The organism is Limnohabitans sp. G3-2, from assembly GCF_002778275.1.
Lineage (GTDB): Bacteria > Pseudomonadota > Gammaproteobacteria > Burkholderiales > Burkholderiaceae_C > Limnohabitans_A.
In genome coordinates this window covers 298,630-316,475 of sequence record NZ_NESG01000004.1, presented here as the reverse complement: position 1 = coordinate 316,475, position 17,846 = coordinate 298,630, and the positions used below count along the sequence as shown (strand labels likewise).

General features: G+C 61.9%; 16 protein-coding genes. 2 read left to right on the top strand and 14 right to left on the bottom strand.

Annotated elements, in window-relative coordinates; translation table 11 throughout:
• Positions 1-59: 59 nt before the first annotated feature.
• Both ccoS and B9Z31_RS08110 read right to left on the bottom strand, forming a co-directional pair.
• Positions 60-197, bottom strand: coding sequence for a cbb3-type cytochrome oxidase assembly protein CcoS (ccoS, locus tag B9Z31_RS08115; RefSeq protein WP_100119137.1), 138 nt, complete (start codon positions 195-197; stop codon positions 60-62).
• 20 nt (positions 198-217) lie between these two features.
• Positions 218-2,572, bottom strand: a complete 2,355-nt coding sequence (locus tag B9Z31_RS08110) for a cation-translocating P-type ATPase (protein WP_233200842.1) — start codon at positions 2,570-2,572, stop codon at positions 218-220.
• A gap of 105 nt (positions 2,573-2,677) precedes the next feature.
• On the opposite strand from B9Z31_RS08110, the gene B9Z31_RS08105 reads away from it, so the two are divergent.
• A complete protein-coding gene (locus B9Z31_RS08105; RefSeq protein ID WP_100119046.1) occupies positions 2,678-3,121 on the top strand; it encodes a universal stress protein in 444 nt (147 codons plus the stop codon).
• A 47-nt stretch (positions 3,122-3,168) separates the two neighbouring features.
• Here the strand turns inward: B9Z31_RS08105 and B9Z31_RS08100 are convergent, their stop codons facing one another.
• From B9Z31_RS08100 to B9Z31_RS15360, 11 genes are all read right to left on the bottom strand, one after another.
• Positions 3,169-4,713, bottom strand: coding sequence for a malonyl-CoA synthase (locus B9Z31_RS08100; RefSeq protein WP_100119045.1), 1,545 nt, complete (start codon positions 4,711-4,713; stop codon positions 3,169-3,171).
• A 60-nt stretch (positions 4,714-4,773) separates the two neighbouring features.
• Positions 4,774-5,769 (bottom strand): tripartite tricarboxylate transporter substrate binding protein, encoded by a 996-nt coding sequence (locus B9Z31_RS08095; protein ID WP_100119044.1) that lies wholly within the window; start codon positions 5,767-5,769, stop codon positions 4,774-4,776.
• Between the two features lie 34 nt (positions 5,770-5,803).
• Positions 5,804-7,285, bottom strand: a complete 1,482-nt coding sequence (locus B9Z31_RS08090; protein WP_100119043.1) for a malonyl-CoA decarboxylase — start codon at positions 7,283-7,285, stop codon at positions 5,804-5,806.
• Between the two features lie 128 nt (positions 7,286-7,413).
• The gene (locus tag B9Z31_RS08085) at positions 7,414-8,073 is read right to left on the bottom strand and encodes an HAD-IA family hydrolase (protein ID WP_100119042.1); all 660 of its coding nucleotides are present in this window, start codon (positions 8,071-8,073) and stop codon (positions 7,414-7,416) included.
• On the bottom strand, positions 8,070-9,311 hold the full coding sequence (locus tag B9Z31_RS08080; RefSeq protein WP_100119041.1) for a Tm-1-like ATP-binding domain-containing protein: 1,242 nt from the start codon (positions 9,309-9,311) through the stop codon (positions 8,070-8,072). Before B9Z31_RS08080 ends, B9Z31_RS08085 begins: the two co-directional genes overlap by 4 nt.
• Positions 9,308-10,672 (bottom strand): aminotransferase class III-fold pyridoxal phosphate-dependent enzyme, encoded by a 1,365-nt coding sequence (locus B9Z31_RS08075; RefSeq protein WP_100119040.1) that lies wholly within the window; start codon positions 10,670-10,672, stop codon positions 9,308-9,310. The genes B9Z31_RS08080 and B9Z31_RS08075 overlap by 4 nt, the downstream gene beginning before the upstream one ends.
• A 17-nt stretch (positions 10,673-10,689) precedes the next feature.
• Positions 10,690-12,174 (bottom strand): aldehyde dehydrogenase, encoded by a 1,485-nt coding sequence (locus B9Z31_RS08070; protein ID WP_100119039.1) that lies wholly within the window; start codon positions 12,172-12,174, stop codon positions 10,690-10,692.
• Between the two features lie 9 nt (positions 12,175-12,183).
• Complete coding sequence (locus B9Z31_RS08065; protein WP_100119038.1) at positions 12,184-12,498, bottom strand: 2Fe-2S iron-sulfur cluster-binding protein; 315 nt, start codon at positions 12,496-12,498, stop codon at positions 12,184-12,186.
• A gap of 18 nt (positions 12,499-12,516) precedes the next feature.
• Positions 12,517-13,809: a glutamine synthetase family protein gene (locus tag B9Z31_RS08060; RefSeq protein ID WP_100119037.1), complete on the bottom strand. Its 1,293-nt coding sequence runs from the start codon at positions 13,807-13,809 to the stop codon at positions 12,517-12,519.
• Positions 13,810-13,832: 23 nt separating this feature from the next.
• Positions 13,833-15,098, bottom strand: coding sequence for a cytochrome P450 (locus B9Z31_RS08055; RefSeq protein WP_100119036.1), 1,266 nt, complete (start codon positions 15,096-15,098; stop codon positions 13,833-13,835).
• Positions 15,095-15,832 (bottom strand): type 1 glutamine amidotransferase, encoded by a 738-nt coding sequence (locus B9Z31_RS15360; protein WP_158235666.1) that lies wholly within the window; start codon positions 15,830-15,832, stop codon positions 15,095-15,097. The genes B9Z31_RS08055 and B9Z31_RS15360 overlap by 4 nt, the downstream gene beginning before the upstream one ends.
• 222 nt (positions 15,833-16,054) lie before the next feature.
• Between B9Z31_RS15360 and B9Z31_RS15355 the strand changes: the two genes are divergently transcribed.
• Positions 16,055-16,960 (top strand): helix-turn-helix domain-containing protein, encoded by a 906-nt coding sequence (locus B9Z31_RS15355; protein ID WP_158235665.1) that lies wholly within the window; start codon positions 16,055-16,057, stop codon positions 16,958-16,960.
• Between the two features lie 59 nt (positions 16,961-17,019).
• Here B9Z31_RS15355 and lgt read toward each other — a convergent pair whose 3' ends face one another.
• On the bottom strand, positions 17,020-17,808 hold the full coding sequence (gene lgt, locus B9Z31_RS08045; protein WP_100119034.1) for a prolipoprotein diacylglyceryl transferase: 789 nt from the start codon (positions 17,806-17,808) through the stop codon (positions 17,020-17,022).
• Positions 17,809-17,846: the final 38 nt, after the last annotated feature.

The following is a 17,846-nucleotide window of genomic DNA, read 5'->3' as shown; positions in this document are numbered from 1 at the left end:
CTATTGCAATAACTACGGCACAGTGTGCCCGGGTATACACCGATGAGACTTGATCAAAATCAATCCTCACGCAAAATGCGCTCCCCTTCGGCTTCGATGTCTTCAAATTGCCCCTTGTCAATGGCCCACCACAGCCCGACCAAGATGGCAAAGACCAAGATGACCGACAAAGGAATCAAAAGGTACAAAATTTCCACAGCTGCTTTCTTGAGTTTTTTCAGGCCAGCGCTGAGGGCGTCCGCAATGGCCAAACCTGGTCAGGCTGTTTTTTGGACAGACGCAAAGCATTGAGGACCACCAAGACCGAGCTCAGCGCCATGCCCAGACCCGCCGCCCAAGCGGGCAACCAGCCCACCAGGGCCAAGGGCACACAGGCCGCGTTGTAAATGGCCGCCCACACCAGGTTTTGCTTGACCACCTGCATGGTGTTGCGGCTGCGGACCACGGTGGCCACCAGCGCATCCAAATGCCCGCCCATCAACACAAAGTCCGATTTGGACTGGGCCAATGGCACCGCTTGGCCGAGAGCGAATGAAACATCGGCGCCCGCCAGCACCGGGCCGTCGTTCAAGCCATCGCCCACCATGGCCACTTGATGACCTTGGGCCTGCAGGGCTTGTAAAACCTGCAATTTGTGCTGGGGGCTGCAGTCCCCTTGTGCGTGGTCAATGCCGACCGCTTCAGCCACTTGCGACACCGCCGCTTGGCGGTCCCCCGACAAGACCTGGAGCTTGAAACCCAGGCCCAAGAGCTGTTTCACGACCGGTGCAGCTTCAGGGCGCACTTCTTCGGCCAATTCAAACGTGGCCAGCCAACCCGAGGCATCGGCCAAGTTCACTTGCAAGTGGTGACCCGCCCATGACGGGGCGGCGCAAAAACGGGCCGACCCCAGTCGCAAATCCAAGCCCATGGCGTTGGCCAAGCGCAATTGCCCCTGAACCCCCTGCCCGGCCAATTCGGTCACGTCTTGCACCAGCATGCCCTCCAACGCGGGCAAACACCCGGCCAATTCGGCTTGTTTTCTGGCTTCTGACCACAAGGCCCGAGAGACAGGGTGCAAAGAATGTTTCGCCAACGCCCCGGCCCAGACCAAAACTTCTGAGGCGTCAACACCGGTTCGGGTGTGGGTATGGCGCACCTGAAACGCATCACGGGTCAAGGTGCCTGTTTTGTCAAAAATCACCGTGTCTATGTTGGCCAGGTGTTGCAAGGCACTGAGTCTGCGCACCAGCACACCACTTCGGGCCAATGCGCCGGCTGTGGCCAACATGGCCGCGGGCGTGGCCAAAGACAAGGCACAGGGGCAAGTGACGATCAGGACGGCGACAGCGACCATGACCGCATGCGCGGGGTTGGTGGACCAGCCATAGACGGCAGCGGCCAACGACGCCGCCAAAACAGCCAACAAAAAGGGTTTGGCCCAGCGGTCGACCAGCAGCGCCATGGTGGGTTTGGCGCTGGCCGCACTGTCCATCAAAGCCACGATCTGCGCATAACGCGTCGATGCGCCCACCTGTTCAATCCGCACCTCCAGGGTGCCACTCAAATTGTGACTTCCTGCAATCACACGGTCCCCTGTGCCTCGGCTCAAGGGGTGCGATTCACCCGTCAGCAAGGCCTCGTCCACTTGGCTTTGACCTGCCAAGACCAGGCCATCGCCCGCAAAAGCCTCTCCCGGCAGAACCTCGATCACATCGCCTACTTGAAGTTTGCGAATCGACATGAGGTGCCAAGTTCCGTCGGCTTGCCGTTTGCGGACACTGTCCGGCAGTCGGTTCAATACGGCTTCCAGGGCTCCGGCGGTTCGATCGCGCATGCGCTGCTCCAACCAGCGTCCCATGAGCAAGAAAAACACAAACATGGTGAATGAGTCGAAAAAGACTTCTGCCCCGAACGGCCCATCGGGCTCAAATGTGCCCAGCGTGCTCACGCCAAAGGTGACCAGCATGCCCAGAGCCACCGGGAAATCCATGCTGATTTGGCGTTCACGCAAATCACGCCAAGCGTTGCGCAGAAAAGGCGTGCATGAAAAAAACAGCACAGGCAAAGACAAGACCCAAGAGGCCCAACGCAGCAAATGCAAGGCTTCGTCAGAAATTTCGCCGGCCGTCGACAGGTAAGTCGGCGTCGCGTACATCATGACTTGCATCATGCACATGGCCGCAACAGCCAAGCGCCACACCATGCGACGCGCCTCTTCGCGACGCCGCTGGTGGGCGTGCGCATCGTTGGCGGGCAAAGCTTTGTAGCCGTGCCGCTCGACAGCGTGCATCCATTGCGAGGGCCGGGTTTGCTCAGGGGACCAAACGATTTGCCCCCGATGACTGGCACCGCTGATTTGGACCGACTGGACACCCGGCACCGCCAACAAAGCGTCTTCGAGGGTGATGGCGCAGGCCGCACAGTGCATGCCTTCAAACACCACACTGGATCGCCAGCACCCATTGTCGGTTTTCTCTGGCAAGCTGAAGGTGGACCATTCTGAAGGGTCATCCAACAGCTGCGCTTGCTGTTCAGGCGCATCGGGCTGTTGTGCCACGGGCGATGGCGGCAATTCCTTGACTTGGGTCATGAATCAACGATACGTCAAAAAACAGGCGCACTCCTTGACGTACATCAAGTGGCCAGAGGGACGGGACTTTTATCCTGAGTTTTCCATCAACTTCTGGAGCTCACCATGTACACGCGAATTCTTGTGACCACCGACGGCTCGAACCTGTCTAAAAAAGCCGTCACACATGCGATTCAACTCGCGGCGACTTGTGGCGCAGAGCTTGTGGCCCTCAAAGTGGTGCCACGTTACCCCCACGCCTATTTTGAAGGCAGCATCCCTTTGTCGGCTGAAGAAATCGGCCGCATTGAAAAACAGTGGACCGAATCGGCACAAGCGCAATTGGCCGTGATCGAAAAATCGGCCAAGGCCAAGTCGGTCGTGGTGAAGGCGGTGACCGTGAAGTCGGACATCGTGTCCGAAGCCATCATCGCGACGGCCAAAAAGCACAAAGCCGAACTGATCGTGATGGCATCGCATGGCCGCAAAGGCATCAAACGCCTGCTTTTGGGCAGTGAAACCCAGCAGGTCCTCACCCACTCGCACATCCCCGTGTTGGTGCTGCGCTGAGTCACGCCGGCATGGACCCTTCAGGCGCGGGGTCCATGCCAAGGCCGTCAGGCGCTGAACAAAGCCTTGTGCTGGTCCCGGAGCAGGTTTTTTTGAACCTTGCCCATGGTGTTGCGAGGCAACTCGGCAACCACAAAGCAGCGCTTGGGAATTTTGAAATTGGCCAACTGGGCTTTGAGCCCAGCCAAAACCGCATCGGGCTGAACGCTGGCGCCGGGTTTGGCAATGACCACCGCCACACCAACCTCTCCAAAATCCGGGTGGGGCACGCCCACCACAGCGCTTTCGGCAACCCCCTTCATCTCGTTGATGTAGCCTTCGATTTCAGCCGGGTAGACGTTGTAGCCGCCACTGATGATCAGGTCTTTGCTGCGGCCCACGATGGTCACATAACCCCGCTCATCGACTTTGCCAACGTCACCGGTTTTGAAGAAACCGTCGGCCGTGAATTCTTCGGCTGTTTTTTCAGGCATGCGCCAATAGCCTTTGAACACATTGGGGCCTTTGACCTGAATGCCGCCGATCTCTCCAGTCGGCAGCGTTTGGCCACCATCCCCCATCACGCGCAGCGACACACCTGGCAAGGGGAAACCGACCGTGCCGCCGCGCCGCTCTGACTGCTTGGCATAGCGCTTGTCAGGCCCGTAGGGGTTGGAGGTCAACATGGCCGTTTCGCTCATGCCGTAGCGCTCCAAGATCGTGTGACCCGTTTTCTCCTGCCACTCGGTGAATGTCTCGATCAACAAAGGCGCAGAACCTGCAATGAACAAACGCATGTTTTGAACGGCCGATTTGTTCAAGCTCGGCTCGGCCAACATGCGCACATACAAGGTGGGAACACCCATGAAAACCGTGGCCTGAGGCATGTACGCAATCGCACGCTTGGGATCGAACTTGGCCATCCAGATCATCTTGCTGCCATTGATCAGGGCCCCATGGATGGCCACGAAAAGACCATGGACATGGAAAATAGGCAAGGCATGGATCAGCACGTCGCCCTTTTTCCAGCCCCAATAATCTTGCAGGGTGAGCGCATTGCTCAACATATTGCCATGCGTGAGCATGGCCCCTTTGCTGCGCCCCGTGGTGCCACTGGTGTACAAAATGGCGGCCAAATCATCGGCTTGACGAGGAACGGCCTGGTGTTGATCACTTTGGTGTGCGGCACGTTCGAGCAAACTGCCCGTGCGGTCGTCATTCAAGGTGAACACATGCTGGGTGCCCGCCTTGAAGGCGATTTTGCTGACCCAGCCAAAGTTGGCAGCGCTGCAAACCACCACAGCGGGCTCGGCGTTGCCAATGAAGTATTCAATTTCCGCGCTTTGGTACGCGGTGTTCAAAGGCAGAAACACATACCCGGCGCGCAAAGTGGCCAAGTACAGCATCAAGGCTTCGACCGACTTTTCAACCTGCACAGCCACCCGACTGCCTTCGGGCAAAGCCAGCGATTTCAAAAGATTGGCCATCATGGCCGTGGCACGGTCCAGGTCGCTCCAGCTGTACTGAAGGCCTTCATCGGTTTCGATCGCCATGGCCGATCCATCGGCGGGAAATGCAGCTCGCAGGGCTGTGAACAAGTTCTGGTTTTTCATGGTGTCAAGAGAGCGTGAAAATGGGCCTGCAGGCAGGCCCATGGAAGTCGTTGAAGGGAATCAGTCGAGTTTGGCGCCAGAGGCTTTCACCACTTGCGACCATTTGACCAATTCTTTTTTGATGAAGGCTTCAAACTGGTGGGTGGTCAGGTTGGGAAACTCGGCGCCCTGGTTGGCCCATACCGCCTTGGCCTCATCGGTCAGGCAGGCACGGCGAATTTCTTCAATGGCGCGACCTTGTGCATCGGCAGGCGTGCCTTTGGGCGCCCACACGCCATACCAAGTGGACACGGTGTAATCGGGCAAACCCAGCTCTGCAGAACATGGGACATCTGGGAAAGCGGCATTGCGCTTGGCCCCCGAGACCATCAAGGCCTTGATGCGGCCGCCCTTGATGTGGGCTGCCGAAGAGCCCAAACCATCGAACATCATGTCCACGTTGCCCGCAATCAAATCCTGCAAAGCAGGGCCTGCACCGCGGTAAGGGATGTGGGTGATGAAGGTTTGGGTTTGAAGCTTGAACAACTCGCCCGCCAAATGGTGCGAGGTGCCGCCCCCGGCAGAACCGTAGTTCAAGCGGCCAGGGTTCTTCTTGACGAACTCCAAAAAGGCCTTGAAATCGGCGGCGCTCACTTTTTTGGGGTTGACCACCAAGACTTGGGGCACGTTGGCGACCAAAATCAAGGGCACCAAATCACGTTCCAAGTCGTAATCGAGCTTGGGGTACATGCTGGGCGCGATCGTGTGGTGAACCGCCCCCATGAAATAGTTGTAACCATCGGGGGTGGATTTGGCGGCGACCCCTGCACCCAATGTGCCGCCTGCGCCACCGCGGTTGTCGATGATGAGTTGCTTGCCGGTCAGTTTTGAAAACTGGGCTGAGAGCGGACGCGCAAACGCATCTGTGCCGCCCCCAGCGGGAAAGGGCACGACCATGGTCACGGGTTTGCTGGGCCAAGTGCTTTGTGCTTGAGCGCTCCAAACGCTGGCCGCGGCGGCCGAAACGGCCCATTTCAAGAGGTCACGGCGTTCCAAAGAGTCAGAAAAATGCGGCATGGCGGTCTCCTTTTTTATAAGTTCAACAATGGATTCAAAAATACAGTTGCTCAACGCTGTCAGAAACAGGCACTTTACCCTGAGACAAGCCTTGGCGGTGGCGGTCAATTTTTCGCAAATCGTACAGATAGTTGACCATCAGCCCAAAGGATTGCTTGAAACCCTTTGCCGACGGATCGGCAGCCCAGTTGATTTGCTCAACACGGGCGCCATTGCCCAAATGGAAACGGGCCACCGGGTCAACAGGACGCCCTTCGCTCAGTTCCTTGCCCAAATAGTGCGCCGCGCAAGACAGCAACCATTGGCGCAACACCGAGCGATCGGACAAAGTTGGCGCCTGGTCCAATGCCGACAACACATGCCCCGCTGCGGCAGGCTCAAAGCCCACGGCACGTCCCAGTTGCGATCGCAATTTCTCAGGGGTGAGGTCCAACATGGGGGCCGCATTTTTGTTCAACCAAGTCCGAAAACCAGGAATGGGCGACAAGGTGGCAAAGGTTTTGAGCTTGGGGAAATCCGCCCTCAAGGTTTCCACCACCCTTTTGATGAGCGAATCACCAAAACTCACGCCCTTGAGACCCGGTTGGGTGTTGCTGATGGAATAAAAAATGGCCGTGGTGGCACGGCTCAGGTCCACCGCCTCGGCCGCTTCATCCAACAAGGGGCTGATGCTGACGCCGATCTCATTCATGAAAGCCACCTCGACAAAGATCAAGGGTTCATCGGGCAAGCGAGGGTGAAAAAACCCATAGCAACGGCGGTCGGAATCGAGCCGGTTTTTCACATCGCCCCAGCTTTTGATGTCGTGCACCGCTTCGTATTTGATCAATTTTTCAACCAAGCTGGCCGGCGAGTCCCAGCTGATCCGGCGCAATTCCAAGAACGCCACATCGAACCAGGTGGTGAACAGGTTTTCCAATTCCGCTTCAAGAGCCAATAAACGCTTGTTGGATTTGAGCGCAGGCATCAGTTCCTGACGCAAATCGACCAGAAAACGCATGCCCTCTGGAAATACGGCAAAACGCTGCAGCAAACGCGTGCGTGGCGACACCAAAGCTTTGCGCATGCGAATCTCAGCCACCCCTTCATCGGGGGTGCCCAGTGCGGCTTCGTAATGCTCACGCGCGGCCCTGACTTTGCTGGCATCGGGGGCAAATTGCTCACTCATCAGCAGCCAGCAGTCTTCTCGCTGTTCGGGTGGGGCTTTGCTGTACCACTGGGCGACACCCTTGGCACGTTTACCGCCCTCCACCTCGCTGACACTGGGGTCCACGATGGCTTGCAACTCACTCAAGGTTCTGCGCAACACCCTCGGGGACAGGGCTTCCTCTTTTTGACGCAAGGTGGCGTTCAGCCGTTCTTTGGACGAGCGGACTTGCCCCTCTTTCGGACCCACAGCTTTCGCTGGCCGGGCCTGCGTTGCAGGGGCTTGAGCCGGTGCCAAGGGCAGCACCTTGCTTTTCCCGGTCGGCAACCAACCCGATACCTTGCGGCCTATCCACTCCGATCTGCTCATTGAAAAACTTCCAACGTTTGCCAAGGGGGCATGCCCAGATTCAGCGACCAAAAAAACAGCGCATGGCTAGTGCATTAGCTGAACCCAAGCCGATTATCCGCAACAAGGCCTGCCGGGCAGCGCGCGCTTTAGCCAATACCCAGCAATTTCAAAGCCCGTTGGTACGACATCGCAGGGTTCATGACATCGAACTGGACCGTCTGCCAACCCAGTCTCATCGCGCCCAACACGTTGCGGCTCTGGTCATCGACAAACACACACGCTGAGGGCTCCAGACCCAAGGCCTCGGTGCACAAGTCATAGGCCCGGCGGTCAGGCTTGAGGATGCCCGTGTAAGTCGCATCGATGATCACGTCAAAGAGCTGCAGCAAGGGAAGCCGCTCGCGAAAGCTCGCGCCATAAAACAGGTCCAGTTCGTTGGACAGCACGGCCAGTTTGCAACCCGCGGCCTTGGCCAGGTGAACGGCGGAGATCGCTTCGGGACGGATCACCGCGGCCACATCGGCCCCGCGCGCACGCTGCACGAAGGTCTGCATGTCGTTCCACTCTTCCCCCAGGAGGTCGCCCACGCTGCGGGTGCGGGCCATCCAGTACTCGCGCTCGGTGATGTGGTCGGCCTGCATGGCCTGCCAAAGGGCATCGTTCTCGGGGTCAAAGGGACCTCGCCAGGTGAGCGTGCCGGGTGGCAAACCCAGCGCAGCCTCGCTCAAATCGTGCGTTTCAAAAAGCGTGCGGCTGATGACGCCGCCAAAGTCCAGCACCAAGGCCTTGGCCGATGCGCGGCTCATGGCGCGACCTTTTTCACCAGCCCCCGGGCCAGCCAGTCGTCAAAGACGGTCAGCACCTGCTGCACGAAAGCGGCGTCGTTGATGTGTGCATCGATGCGCGAGACTTCCACAGCCCCCCAATCGCATTGGTTGCATTCGTCCATCAGGGCGGCCAAACCATCGGCATCGTGCAGCGGTGCGCCGGGCCGGTCCCACTCTTCAATGCCTTGCTGGGGCAACACCAAGTGCACCGGGCCCAGGGCTTGGCGCAAGCGGCTGGCCAGTTCACGGGCGAATTCGCGGCGCATGTCGGCGTCGATGCCCACCGATGCGATCAAGCGGTTGTGGTCGTGCGAAGGCCGCCCGGCAAAGCGCTCGGGCATCTGTCCCCAAGCGGGGTAATCCACCAAGTCGGTGGCCCCGGGGGCGACGATCATGGGCACACCTTTCAGGCCCGCACCCATCAGGCGGTCAGGGCCCGCACTCACCACCGAGCCACCCATCTGGTTGACCATCTCCTGCAGGCTCAAATCCATCACGCAGGCGAACTGGCCCTGCGCGGCCAGCGATTCAAACGCCCTGCCCCCCATGCCCGTGGTGTGAAACACGGCCAGGTCAAAGCCACGCCGGTCCAGTTCAGGTTGCAGCTGCACCATGTATTTCAGGCAGCTGGACCCCAAGGACGTCATGCCGACCACGGGCCGCTCGAAACGCGGCGCGCGTGCCACCCGGCAAGCCCCCACCACCGCACCAGCGGCTTGCGCCAGGGCCGACTGGCACAGGCTGTTGAGGCCGTACAGGCCCCCGGCCCACAGCACCATCATCAAATCGGGCGGCATGCGCTCGGGCGGCAAAAGCGGCGAAAACGCCACCGTGGACAGCACCACCTTGGGCACGCCCAGCGGCAAGCTGCTGGCCACGTCGAGTGACAGATCGGTGCCCATGGTGCCGCCCAGCACCAGCAAGCCATCCACCCGGCCCGTGCGATGCAGCTGCAGCGCCAGACGGCTCGCGCCTTGTGCCATCAAGGCCATGGCGCTGTTTTCGTCGCCGCTGTCCATGACCTGCTGCAGCGTCACGCCCGCCGCCGCCGCCACATCGGTGTTGGCGATGTCTGGGATCAACCGGCCTTTGGCCAGCACGCCCACATCCATGACCAGCGCCTGGCCGCCAGCGGCCTGCACCTGATCGCGCATGAAGCCGATCTCGTCGCTCTTGGTGTCGACGGTGCCCACGATCAAGATGGTGGGGCGCTTCATGCGCGGCCCTCCTGCACAGCGGCAAAGGCGGCTTCGAGCACGTCGCACATGAAGTCCACCTCTTCGTGGGTGATGACCAGTGGTGGCGACAAGATCAGGTTGGGCCCGGAGATGCGCACCATCAAACCCGCCTTGTAGGCCGCCTTGGCCACCCGCGCCGGGATGTCGCTGCTGCGGGTCATGGGCGTGCGCCCCGCCTTGTCGCTGACCATCTCGATGCCCAGCATCAGGCCCACGCCGCGCACATCGCCCACAAAGCTGCAGGTGTCCACCAGCTGGCGCAAACGGGTTTGCAGGTGCGCACCCACGCGCGCGGCGTTGCCGGGGATGTCCAGCGCCTCGATCTGGTCGAGTGTGGCCAGCGCCGCCGCGGCGGCGATCGGGTGCGCGCTGTAGGTGTAGCCGTGCGAGACCGAAGCCGTGCCCGTGGTGTCGGCGTCAAACACCTCGGCGATGCGGCGGTTGATGGCCGTGGCCCCGAGCGGGATGTAGCCCGAGGAAATGCCTTTGGCCAGGCACCACATGTCGGCATTCACCCCCCAAAGCCGCGTGCCAAACAGCTCGCCGCTGCGGCCAAAGCCGGTCACCACCTCGTCGGCAATCAGGAGCACGCCGTACTTGTCACAAATCTGGCGCACCAGCGGCCAGTAGTTGGGCGGCGGCACGATCACCCCGCCGGCGCCCTGCACCGGCTCGGCGATGAAGGCCGCGACGGTGTCTGGCCCTTGGAACACGATTTCGCGCTCCAGCAACTCGGCGCAGATTTCGCCCAAGCGGATCGGGTCGTCGGTGTAGGGGTTGTGGTAGGCCCAGGGCGTGTCGATGTGGAAGCACCCCGGCAGCAGTGGCTCGTAGGCACGGCGGAAATTGGTGTTGCCGTTCACGCTCATGCCCCCAAAGTGCACGCCGTGGTAGCCCTGGCGCAGGCTGATGAACTTGAAGCGGTCGGCTTGGCCTTTGAGCTTCCAGTACTGGCGGGCCACCTTCAAAGCGCCCTCCACCGCGTCCGAGCCGCCATTGCTGAACATCACCGTGGCCACATCTTCGGGCTGCATCATCTGCACCAAGCGTTTGGACAGCTCAATGGCCCGCACATGCGTGGTGCCGCGGAACACGTTGTAGAACGGCAGCTCGTCCATCTGCGCCACGATGGCGTCGCGCACAGGCCGGTTGCTGTGGCCCAGGTTGCAAGCCCACAACCCGCCCACACCGTCCAGCATCTTGTGGCCGTCCACGTCCCAGATCCAGCAGCCTTCGCCTTTGGCGATGATGTCGGGTGCCGATTTTTTCATCGCCCCCGGGTGGGCCATGGGGTGCCACAGGTATTGCGCGTTGTCGGCCTTGAGTTGCTCGTGGTTCATGTCGCGTACTTTCAAAATCAAAGCTGAATCCAGGCCGTTTTCAGGTCCAGGTATTTGTCCAAGGCGTGCATCGACTTGTCGTGCCCGTTGCCCGACTGGCGCACCCCGCCCAGCGGCACGGTGATGTCGGGGCCGCCATAAGTGTTGACGTGCACCACCCCGGCCTTGATGGCCCGCACCATGCGGTGGGCGCGCGAGAGGCTGCCGGTCCACACGGCCGATGCCAAGCCATACACCGAATCGTTGGCCAAGCGCAGCGCATCGGCTTCATCGTCAAAAGGCAAGACCGCCAGCACCGGGCCAAAGACTTCTTCGCGTGCCAAGCTCATGTCGGGCCTCACCCCGTCGAACAAGGCTGGCGCCATGTAACTGCCGCCCGCCACGGGTTGCAAAGCCTGGCCGCCGACCCGCAGGCGCGCGCCCTGCTGCTGCGCGGTCTGCACGGCTGCCAAATTTTTGGCGAGTTGGCGTGCGCTGCTGACCGCGCCGATCTCGGTACTGACATCCAGCGGGTCGCCCACGCGCAAGCTGGCAGCAATCTGGTGCAAGCGCTCCACGAATTCGTCGTGCACCGAGCGCTGCACCAAGAGGCGCGAGCCCGCCACACACACCTGACCGCTGTTGCGGTAAATGCCCATGGCCGAGACTTTGGCCGCCTGCGCCAGGTCGGGCGCATCGTCAAACACGATGTTGGGTGACTTGCCGCCCAGCTCCAGGTACACGCGCTTGAGGTTGGAATCGGCCGAAGCCTTGAGCAGCTGGCGCCCCACGGGCCCCGAACCGGTGAAGGTCAGGATGTCCACGTCCATGTGCCGCGCCAGTGCCTCGCCCGCCTCAGCACCGGTGCCGGTCACGACGTTCAGCACCCCCGGCGGCAAACCCGCGTCCAGGCACAGCTGCCCCAAGCGCAGCAAGGACAGCGAGGCGTCTTCGGACGGCTTGAGCACCACCGAGTTGCCTGCCGCCAGCGCCGGGGCGATCTTCCAGGCGCCAATCATCAGCGGGAAGTTCCACGGCACGATGGCCGCCACAACGCCCACCGGCTCCTTGTGCACCAGGCCCAGCGTGCCTTCGGGGGTGGGCGCGATCTCGCCGTTGATTTTGTCCACACACTCGGCGTAATAACGGAAAGTGCCCGCCGCGCTGCCCGGCTCGGCCTTCCAGGCCATGGCAATTTCGGTGCCGTTGTCGCGCACGCCCAGCACGGCCAGCTCGGCGTGGTGCGACTCGATGCGCTCGGCGATGCGGTGCAAAATTTTCTTGCGCTCGGCCGGTGCCATGCGCGACCACACGCCTTGCTCAAAGCTGCGGCGGGCGGCCTGAACGGCGCGGTCCACGTCGGCCTGACCGGCAGCGGCGATGGTGCACAAGGTGCGCCCGTCAATGGGCGAGACCACGGGGAGCGTTTGGCCAGATGCGGCCGGGGCCCACTGACCGTCGATGAGCAGACCTTGGTTGGGGATGGGCAAATGGCGCAGCGCGTCGATCTGATCCTGTTTCATGGTCAGCCTTCAGTCGGGCACATGCAGCACGATGCCATCGAGCGCGCGCGATGCGAGCAACTGGCAACTCAGCCGGCTGCCCGCTTGGCGGGGCGCGATGACGATGTCCAGCATGGCGTTTTCCACCTCGTCCATGGTTGGGCAGGCGGCCAGCCATGCGTCGTCGACATAGACATGGCAGGTGGCGCAGGACAGGCAGCCGCCGCACTCGCCCGCCACGCCGGGGATGCCGTTCATCTGGGCGGCGTCCATCAGGTTGGTGCCGTCGTTCACGTCATCGCTCACGCGCTCGCCGTTGCTCATGATCCAGTGCACTTGGGGCATGGGGTGGGGTCTTTCAGATCAGATGAATCGGATGTAGTGGTCGCGCAAGGCATCGCCTTCGAGGCCTGCGGTGCGTTCGATCTCGTGCCGCTTGATGCCCACATGGTTGGCCACCAGGCCCTCGCCCAGGGCTTGCGTGAGGGCCGTGTCGGCTTCGAGCGCGTCCAGTGCGCCCGCCAAGGTGGCGGCCACGCTGTGGGTGGCGTCCTTGTTTTCCAGGCAATCGCCGGTCTCTGCGGGCTGCAGTTTGTAGCCATGGGCCACACCCAAACGGGCGGCCTGCAGCACGGCGGCGGTGTGGGTGTAAGGGTTGGCCGCCGCGTCGCCCATGCGGTGCTCGATGCGCGCGCTGGGGCCACTTTCCGCCGACAGGCGCACCGTGACGCCGCGGTGGTCCACCGCCCAGTTTTGCCAGAAGCCCGAGAGGCTGGCCGGTTGCAGGCGCTGGTAGGAGTTGGCACTGGGCGCCAGCAGGCCCGCCAAGGCTTGGTGGTGGTGCATCAGTCCGGCGGTGCAGCCCAGCGTCAAGGCGTTGAACTGGCTGGCGTCGTGCCCGCCCGAGATCACGTTGTGGCCTTGCGCATCACGCAGGCTGAAGTTGATGTGCACCCCGCTGCCGCCCACGGTGAGGATGGGCTTGGGCATGAAGGTCAGCACGATGCCGTGCTGGAACGCCACTTCGCGCGCCAGGAGGCGGAACAAAAAGATGTCGTCCACCGCCTTGACGGCGCGGTCGTAGGTCAGCGTGAACTCGAACTGTGGCGCGTCGTATTCGGTGTTCATGCTGTCGATGCGAAAGCCCGCGGTCGTGGCTTTTTCCCACAGGGCATCGGTGAAGCCCCTGGGGTCGGCAAAGGGGCCGGTGGCGTACACATGGGCCGCTGGCGTGTCGTAGGGTTTGAGCGAGCCATCCGGCTCAATCTGGAAGGCAAAGGCTTCGAGCTCAATGCCCACCATCGGGTCGTAGCCCATGGCTTGCCAGTCGGCCACGGCGCGCTTCAAGGCACTGCGCCCGCACATGGGCAGGGGCGAGCCATCGTTGGCTTTGAGATCGCCAATGGCCACTTGGGTGAACGGCTGCCAGCCGGGGCGAATGTCTTCGGCGGTGTAGGCCGCCTCCATGTCGGGCAGGCCTTCCATGACCATGGCGCCGGGCGCGGGGATAAGCTCTTTTTCATAGGTGACGCCGAAGGTGCCGCGACAAAAGCGGGCACCGCCGCCTTGCCCAGCCTGGAGCGTGACGTATTTGCCACGCGCTATGGCCAGGTGGTCGCAAAACAGCACCCGCAGGCGTTCTTGAACATTCGACATGGTGATTCCTTTCAACCCTAGGTTCAGATGAGGTGCATGCGCACCGGCAGGCGTTTGATGCCACAAACAAAATTCGAGCGCAAAAAGGCGTGTTCGCCCGTTTGCTCAATGCGATCCACCCGCCGGATCAACTCCTGCAGCAAAACGCGCAATTCCAGCCGCGCCAGCCACATGCCAAGACAGGCGTGCGCACCGCCCTGCCCAAACGCCAGGTGGCGGTTCACGCCTCGGCTCAGGTCAACGCGGAACGGCTGCTCAAAAGCCCGCTCGTCGCGGTTGCCCGAGATGAACCAGAGCAGCACCTTGTCGCCCGCCTTGACTTGTTTGCCGTGGTATTCGAAGTCCTCGGTGGCGGTGCGGCGGAAATGGGTAGCAGGCGAAGCCCAGCGGATGAACTCGTCGGCCACGCCTTCCCAGGCGGCTTCGCCCTGCACCGCCTTGAGTTGCTGCATCAGGTCCGGCTGGTTGGCCAGTGCGTGCAAAGCCGCCGCAATCGAATAACGGGTGGTGTCGTTGCCTGCGGCCACCAGCAGGCAAAAGAAATTGCGGAACTCGGTGTCGCTGATGACATGACCTTGCGCATCGGGCTGGGTGATCAGGTGCAGCACGCCGCTGGTGTCGCCCGCGTCGCGCTTGCGCTCCATGAGTTTGGCGGCGTAGTCGAACAGGTCAGCCCCGGCGGGCGAGCGGAACGGCATGAAGCGGTAGGCCTCGGTGTCCATTTTGTCCACCACATGGCGGGTGAAGTCGCTGTCGGTGTTGGCCATGAGCGCGTCGCCCTTGTCCACCAGCCAGTCCAGGTCTTCCTCGGGCAAGCCTGCGATGCGCCCGAGCATGCGCATGGGCAGCTGGCGGGCGATCTGGTGCGTGGCGTCAAACTCACCGAGGGCCAGCGCTTGGTCGAGGATGCCCACGCACAGCGCACGGATCTGGTCTTCGTACAGCGCCATCATGGGCTTGGAAAAGGCCTTGGCCACCAGCATGCGGGTGCGGGTGTGCTCGGGCGGGTCGGTTTCCTGGAAGGTGCGACGCGCCATGTACTCCTCATGGGTCTGGTCTTCCATGCGGATGCCCTGGGCCGAGGACAAGCGCTGGTGGTTGCGGTTGAGCTCCAGGATGTCGGCATGCCGCGTGACCGACCAAAAGCCCTTGCCGTCCGCCCAGTCGCACCAGGCCATCGGGTCCTCGTCGCGCAGGCGCTGGAAGGTGTTGTGCGGCGTGCCGTTCACATAGCTGTCGTGGTCCGCCAAGTCGGCGTGGCCATCGTCGGTGGGGTGCCAGACGGTCATGGGCGGGTGATCCTTGCGTGTTCTATGAATTGCGCCATCCACTGGCCAAACAGCGGCACATCGGCGGCCTGCTCCATACGGGCGTGGGCGCGCGCCAGGGTGTCGGCGTCCAGCTTGTCGGCCAGGTAGCCCAACAGGGCCTGGATGAAGACCTGCGGCATTTCGGGGTGGTACTGCGTGGTCCAGATGTGCTGGCCGATCTGCATCGAACCGACAGGGCAAAAATCGCTGCCGCCCAAGCACTCGGCCCCCTCGGGCATGCGGGTGACCTGCTCGTTGTGGGCCGCCATCAAAGTGGTGGTGTTTTGAAAGGGCTGCATCCAGGCGCGCTCTTGCTGCCAGTGCGTGGCCGCTGTGCCCAAACCCCAGCCCGCCGCGTGACGTGCCACTTGCCCGCCCAAAGCCCGGGCCACCGCCTGGTGGCCAAAGCACAGGCCGATCAGCGGCTGGCGGGCCGCATCGGCTGCGCGGATGAAATTCAGCAAGGGTCCCAGCCATGGCAGGCGGTCGTCGTTGACCGAGGCCGGGCTGCCGGTGATGACGTAGCCATCAAAAGCCTGCGGGTGACGGGGCAGCACGCCGTCTTTGACCGACAGCACCTCAAACGACCAGTCCGGACGCAGGGGCTGCAGCAGCGCCACCACCTTTTGACCGTCGTTCGGGAAATGCGCGGCAAACGCCGAGCTGTCGTCGTTGGTCAGCAACACGGCAATGTGCAGGTTCGGTGGGTTCATCCAAGGGTCTCTCATGCGTTTGCCCATGCTATGCACAAGGCGCGCCAAGCACTATCAAGTTTGGGCACCGCACACCCCGGGTTTTCACGAAAAAGACCGCCCCGCGGAAACAGGCACACTCAGGGCCATGCATTGGCGCCGCTTTTTCTGCCGGTGATGGGCTCCCCCCCACCCCATCCCGCCCCTCATTCCCCCTGGGTCCAGGTGCTCGACACCCAGGACATGGACCAGCACGCCCTGGCCCAGCAGGGTTGGGCACTGCAGTACGAGCAGCTCTCCCCTGGCCAGTTCAAGGGCCGCATCCACCAGGTGCAACTGCCCGAGGTGACGCTGCTGCGCGAAGACACCAGCATCGCCTTGCGCCAGCGAGGCCGCTTGGACGACAGCGTGTACGGCTTTGCCATGGCGCTGCAGGACTCGCCCGATCTGTTTTTCAATGGCCAACGGGTGCCGGCGCACGCCATCATGTGCGGCAAGGGGGACGAGGTGGACCTGACCACCCCGCCCCACTTCACCCTGATCGCTGTGGTGGTCGAGCGCAGCCTGCTCAACCCGCTGTGGGAGCGCATGTACCAAAAACCCTTGGCGCACTGGCTCGAAAAGCAGCTGGTGCTGCAAACCACCGACATCAAAGCGCAGAACCTGCGCGACCTGCAGCTCACGGTACTGGACCAGGCCAGCGCCCTGGCGCACCGCCAGCACGACCCGCAGGCCTTGCGCCAGCTGCGTGACGAGATCCTGATGGAGTGGCTCGAAGCCTTGCCCTCACAGGTCGACACCTCGGAGTTGCCGAACCTGGAGCGGCGCAAAAAACTGGTGGACCGCGCCTGCGAGTTGATGATGGGCCATGCCGACGAGCCGCTGTCGATTCTGGAAGTTTGCAGCCGGGTGGGCACCAGCCGGCGCAAGCTCAACTACTGTTTTCAGGACGTGCTGGGCACCACGCCCATCAAATACCTGCGCTCGCTGCGCCTGAACAGCGTGCGCCGGGCGCTTCGCCAAGCCGCGCCGGGGGAGACCATCCAGGACATCGCCTCACACTGGGGTTTTTGGCACCTGAGCCAGTTTGCACAAGACTACAAACACCTGTTTGGTGAATTGCCCTCGGTGACCTTGCGCGCGCATTAGAGTGCACCCACCGGTGCCTTGAATGGGCACCTTGGGTCACTGAGCGCCCATCCGGGTGTTCAGGAAGGCTGACGGCGCAACAACCAAACACCCCCCAGCACCATGGGCACGCACAGCCACTGCCCCATGCTCATGCCCAGGCTCAAAAGGCCTAAGTGCGCATCGGGTTCGCGGAAGAATTCAGCGACGAAGCGGAACAAGCCATAACCCAACAAAAACGCCCCGGACACCTGGCCCATGGGCCGGTCCTTGCGGGCAAACCACCACAAAAGCACAAAGAGCAACAAACCTTCCAGCGCGATCTGGTAGAGCTGCGAGGGGTGACGCGGCAAATCCCCGGCCCCACGGAACACCATGCCCCAAGGCAGTGAGGGGTCTGCCAAACGGCCCCACAACTCGCCATTGATGAAGTTGCCCACCCGACCGGCAGCCAAGCCCGTCGGCACGCAAGGGGCCACAAAATCCATGACCTGCAAAAACGGCCGCTGGCGGGTGCGGGCAAACCACACCATGGCCAAGATGACCCCCAACAAGCCTCCGTGGAAACTCATGCCGCCTTGCCACACGGCCAAAATCTCGAGCGGGTTGGACAGGTAGTAAGCGGGTTTGTAAAACAGGCAGTAACCCACGCGGCCGCCCAAGATGACGCCGAGCACGCCCAAAAACAGGATGTCTTCCACATCGCGTTTTTGCCATTGCGGCAGGTGCTTGAAGGGGGCATGGCCCAAACGCCGCACGCCCAAGCCAAAAAACAGACCAAAGGCGGCCAAATAGGTCAGCCCATACCAGTGGATGGCCAAAGGCCCCAGTTGCAAGGCGACGGGATCAATTTGAGGATGAATCAGCATCCCCGGATTGTGCACCCGACCTGCGCGCCCAAGGACAG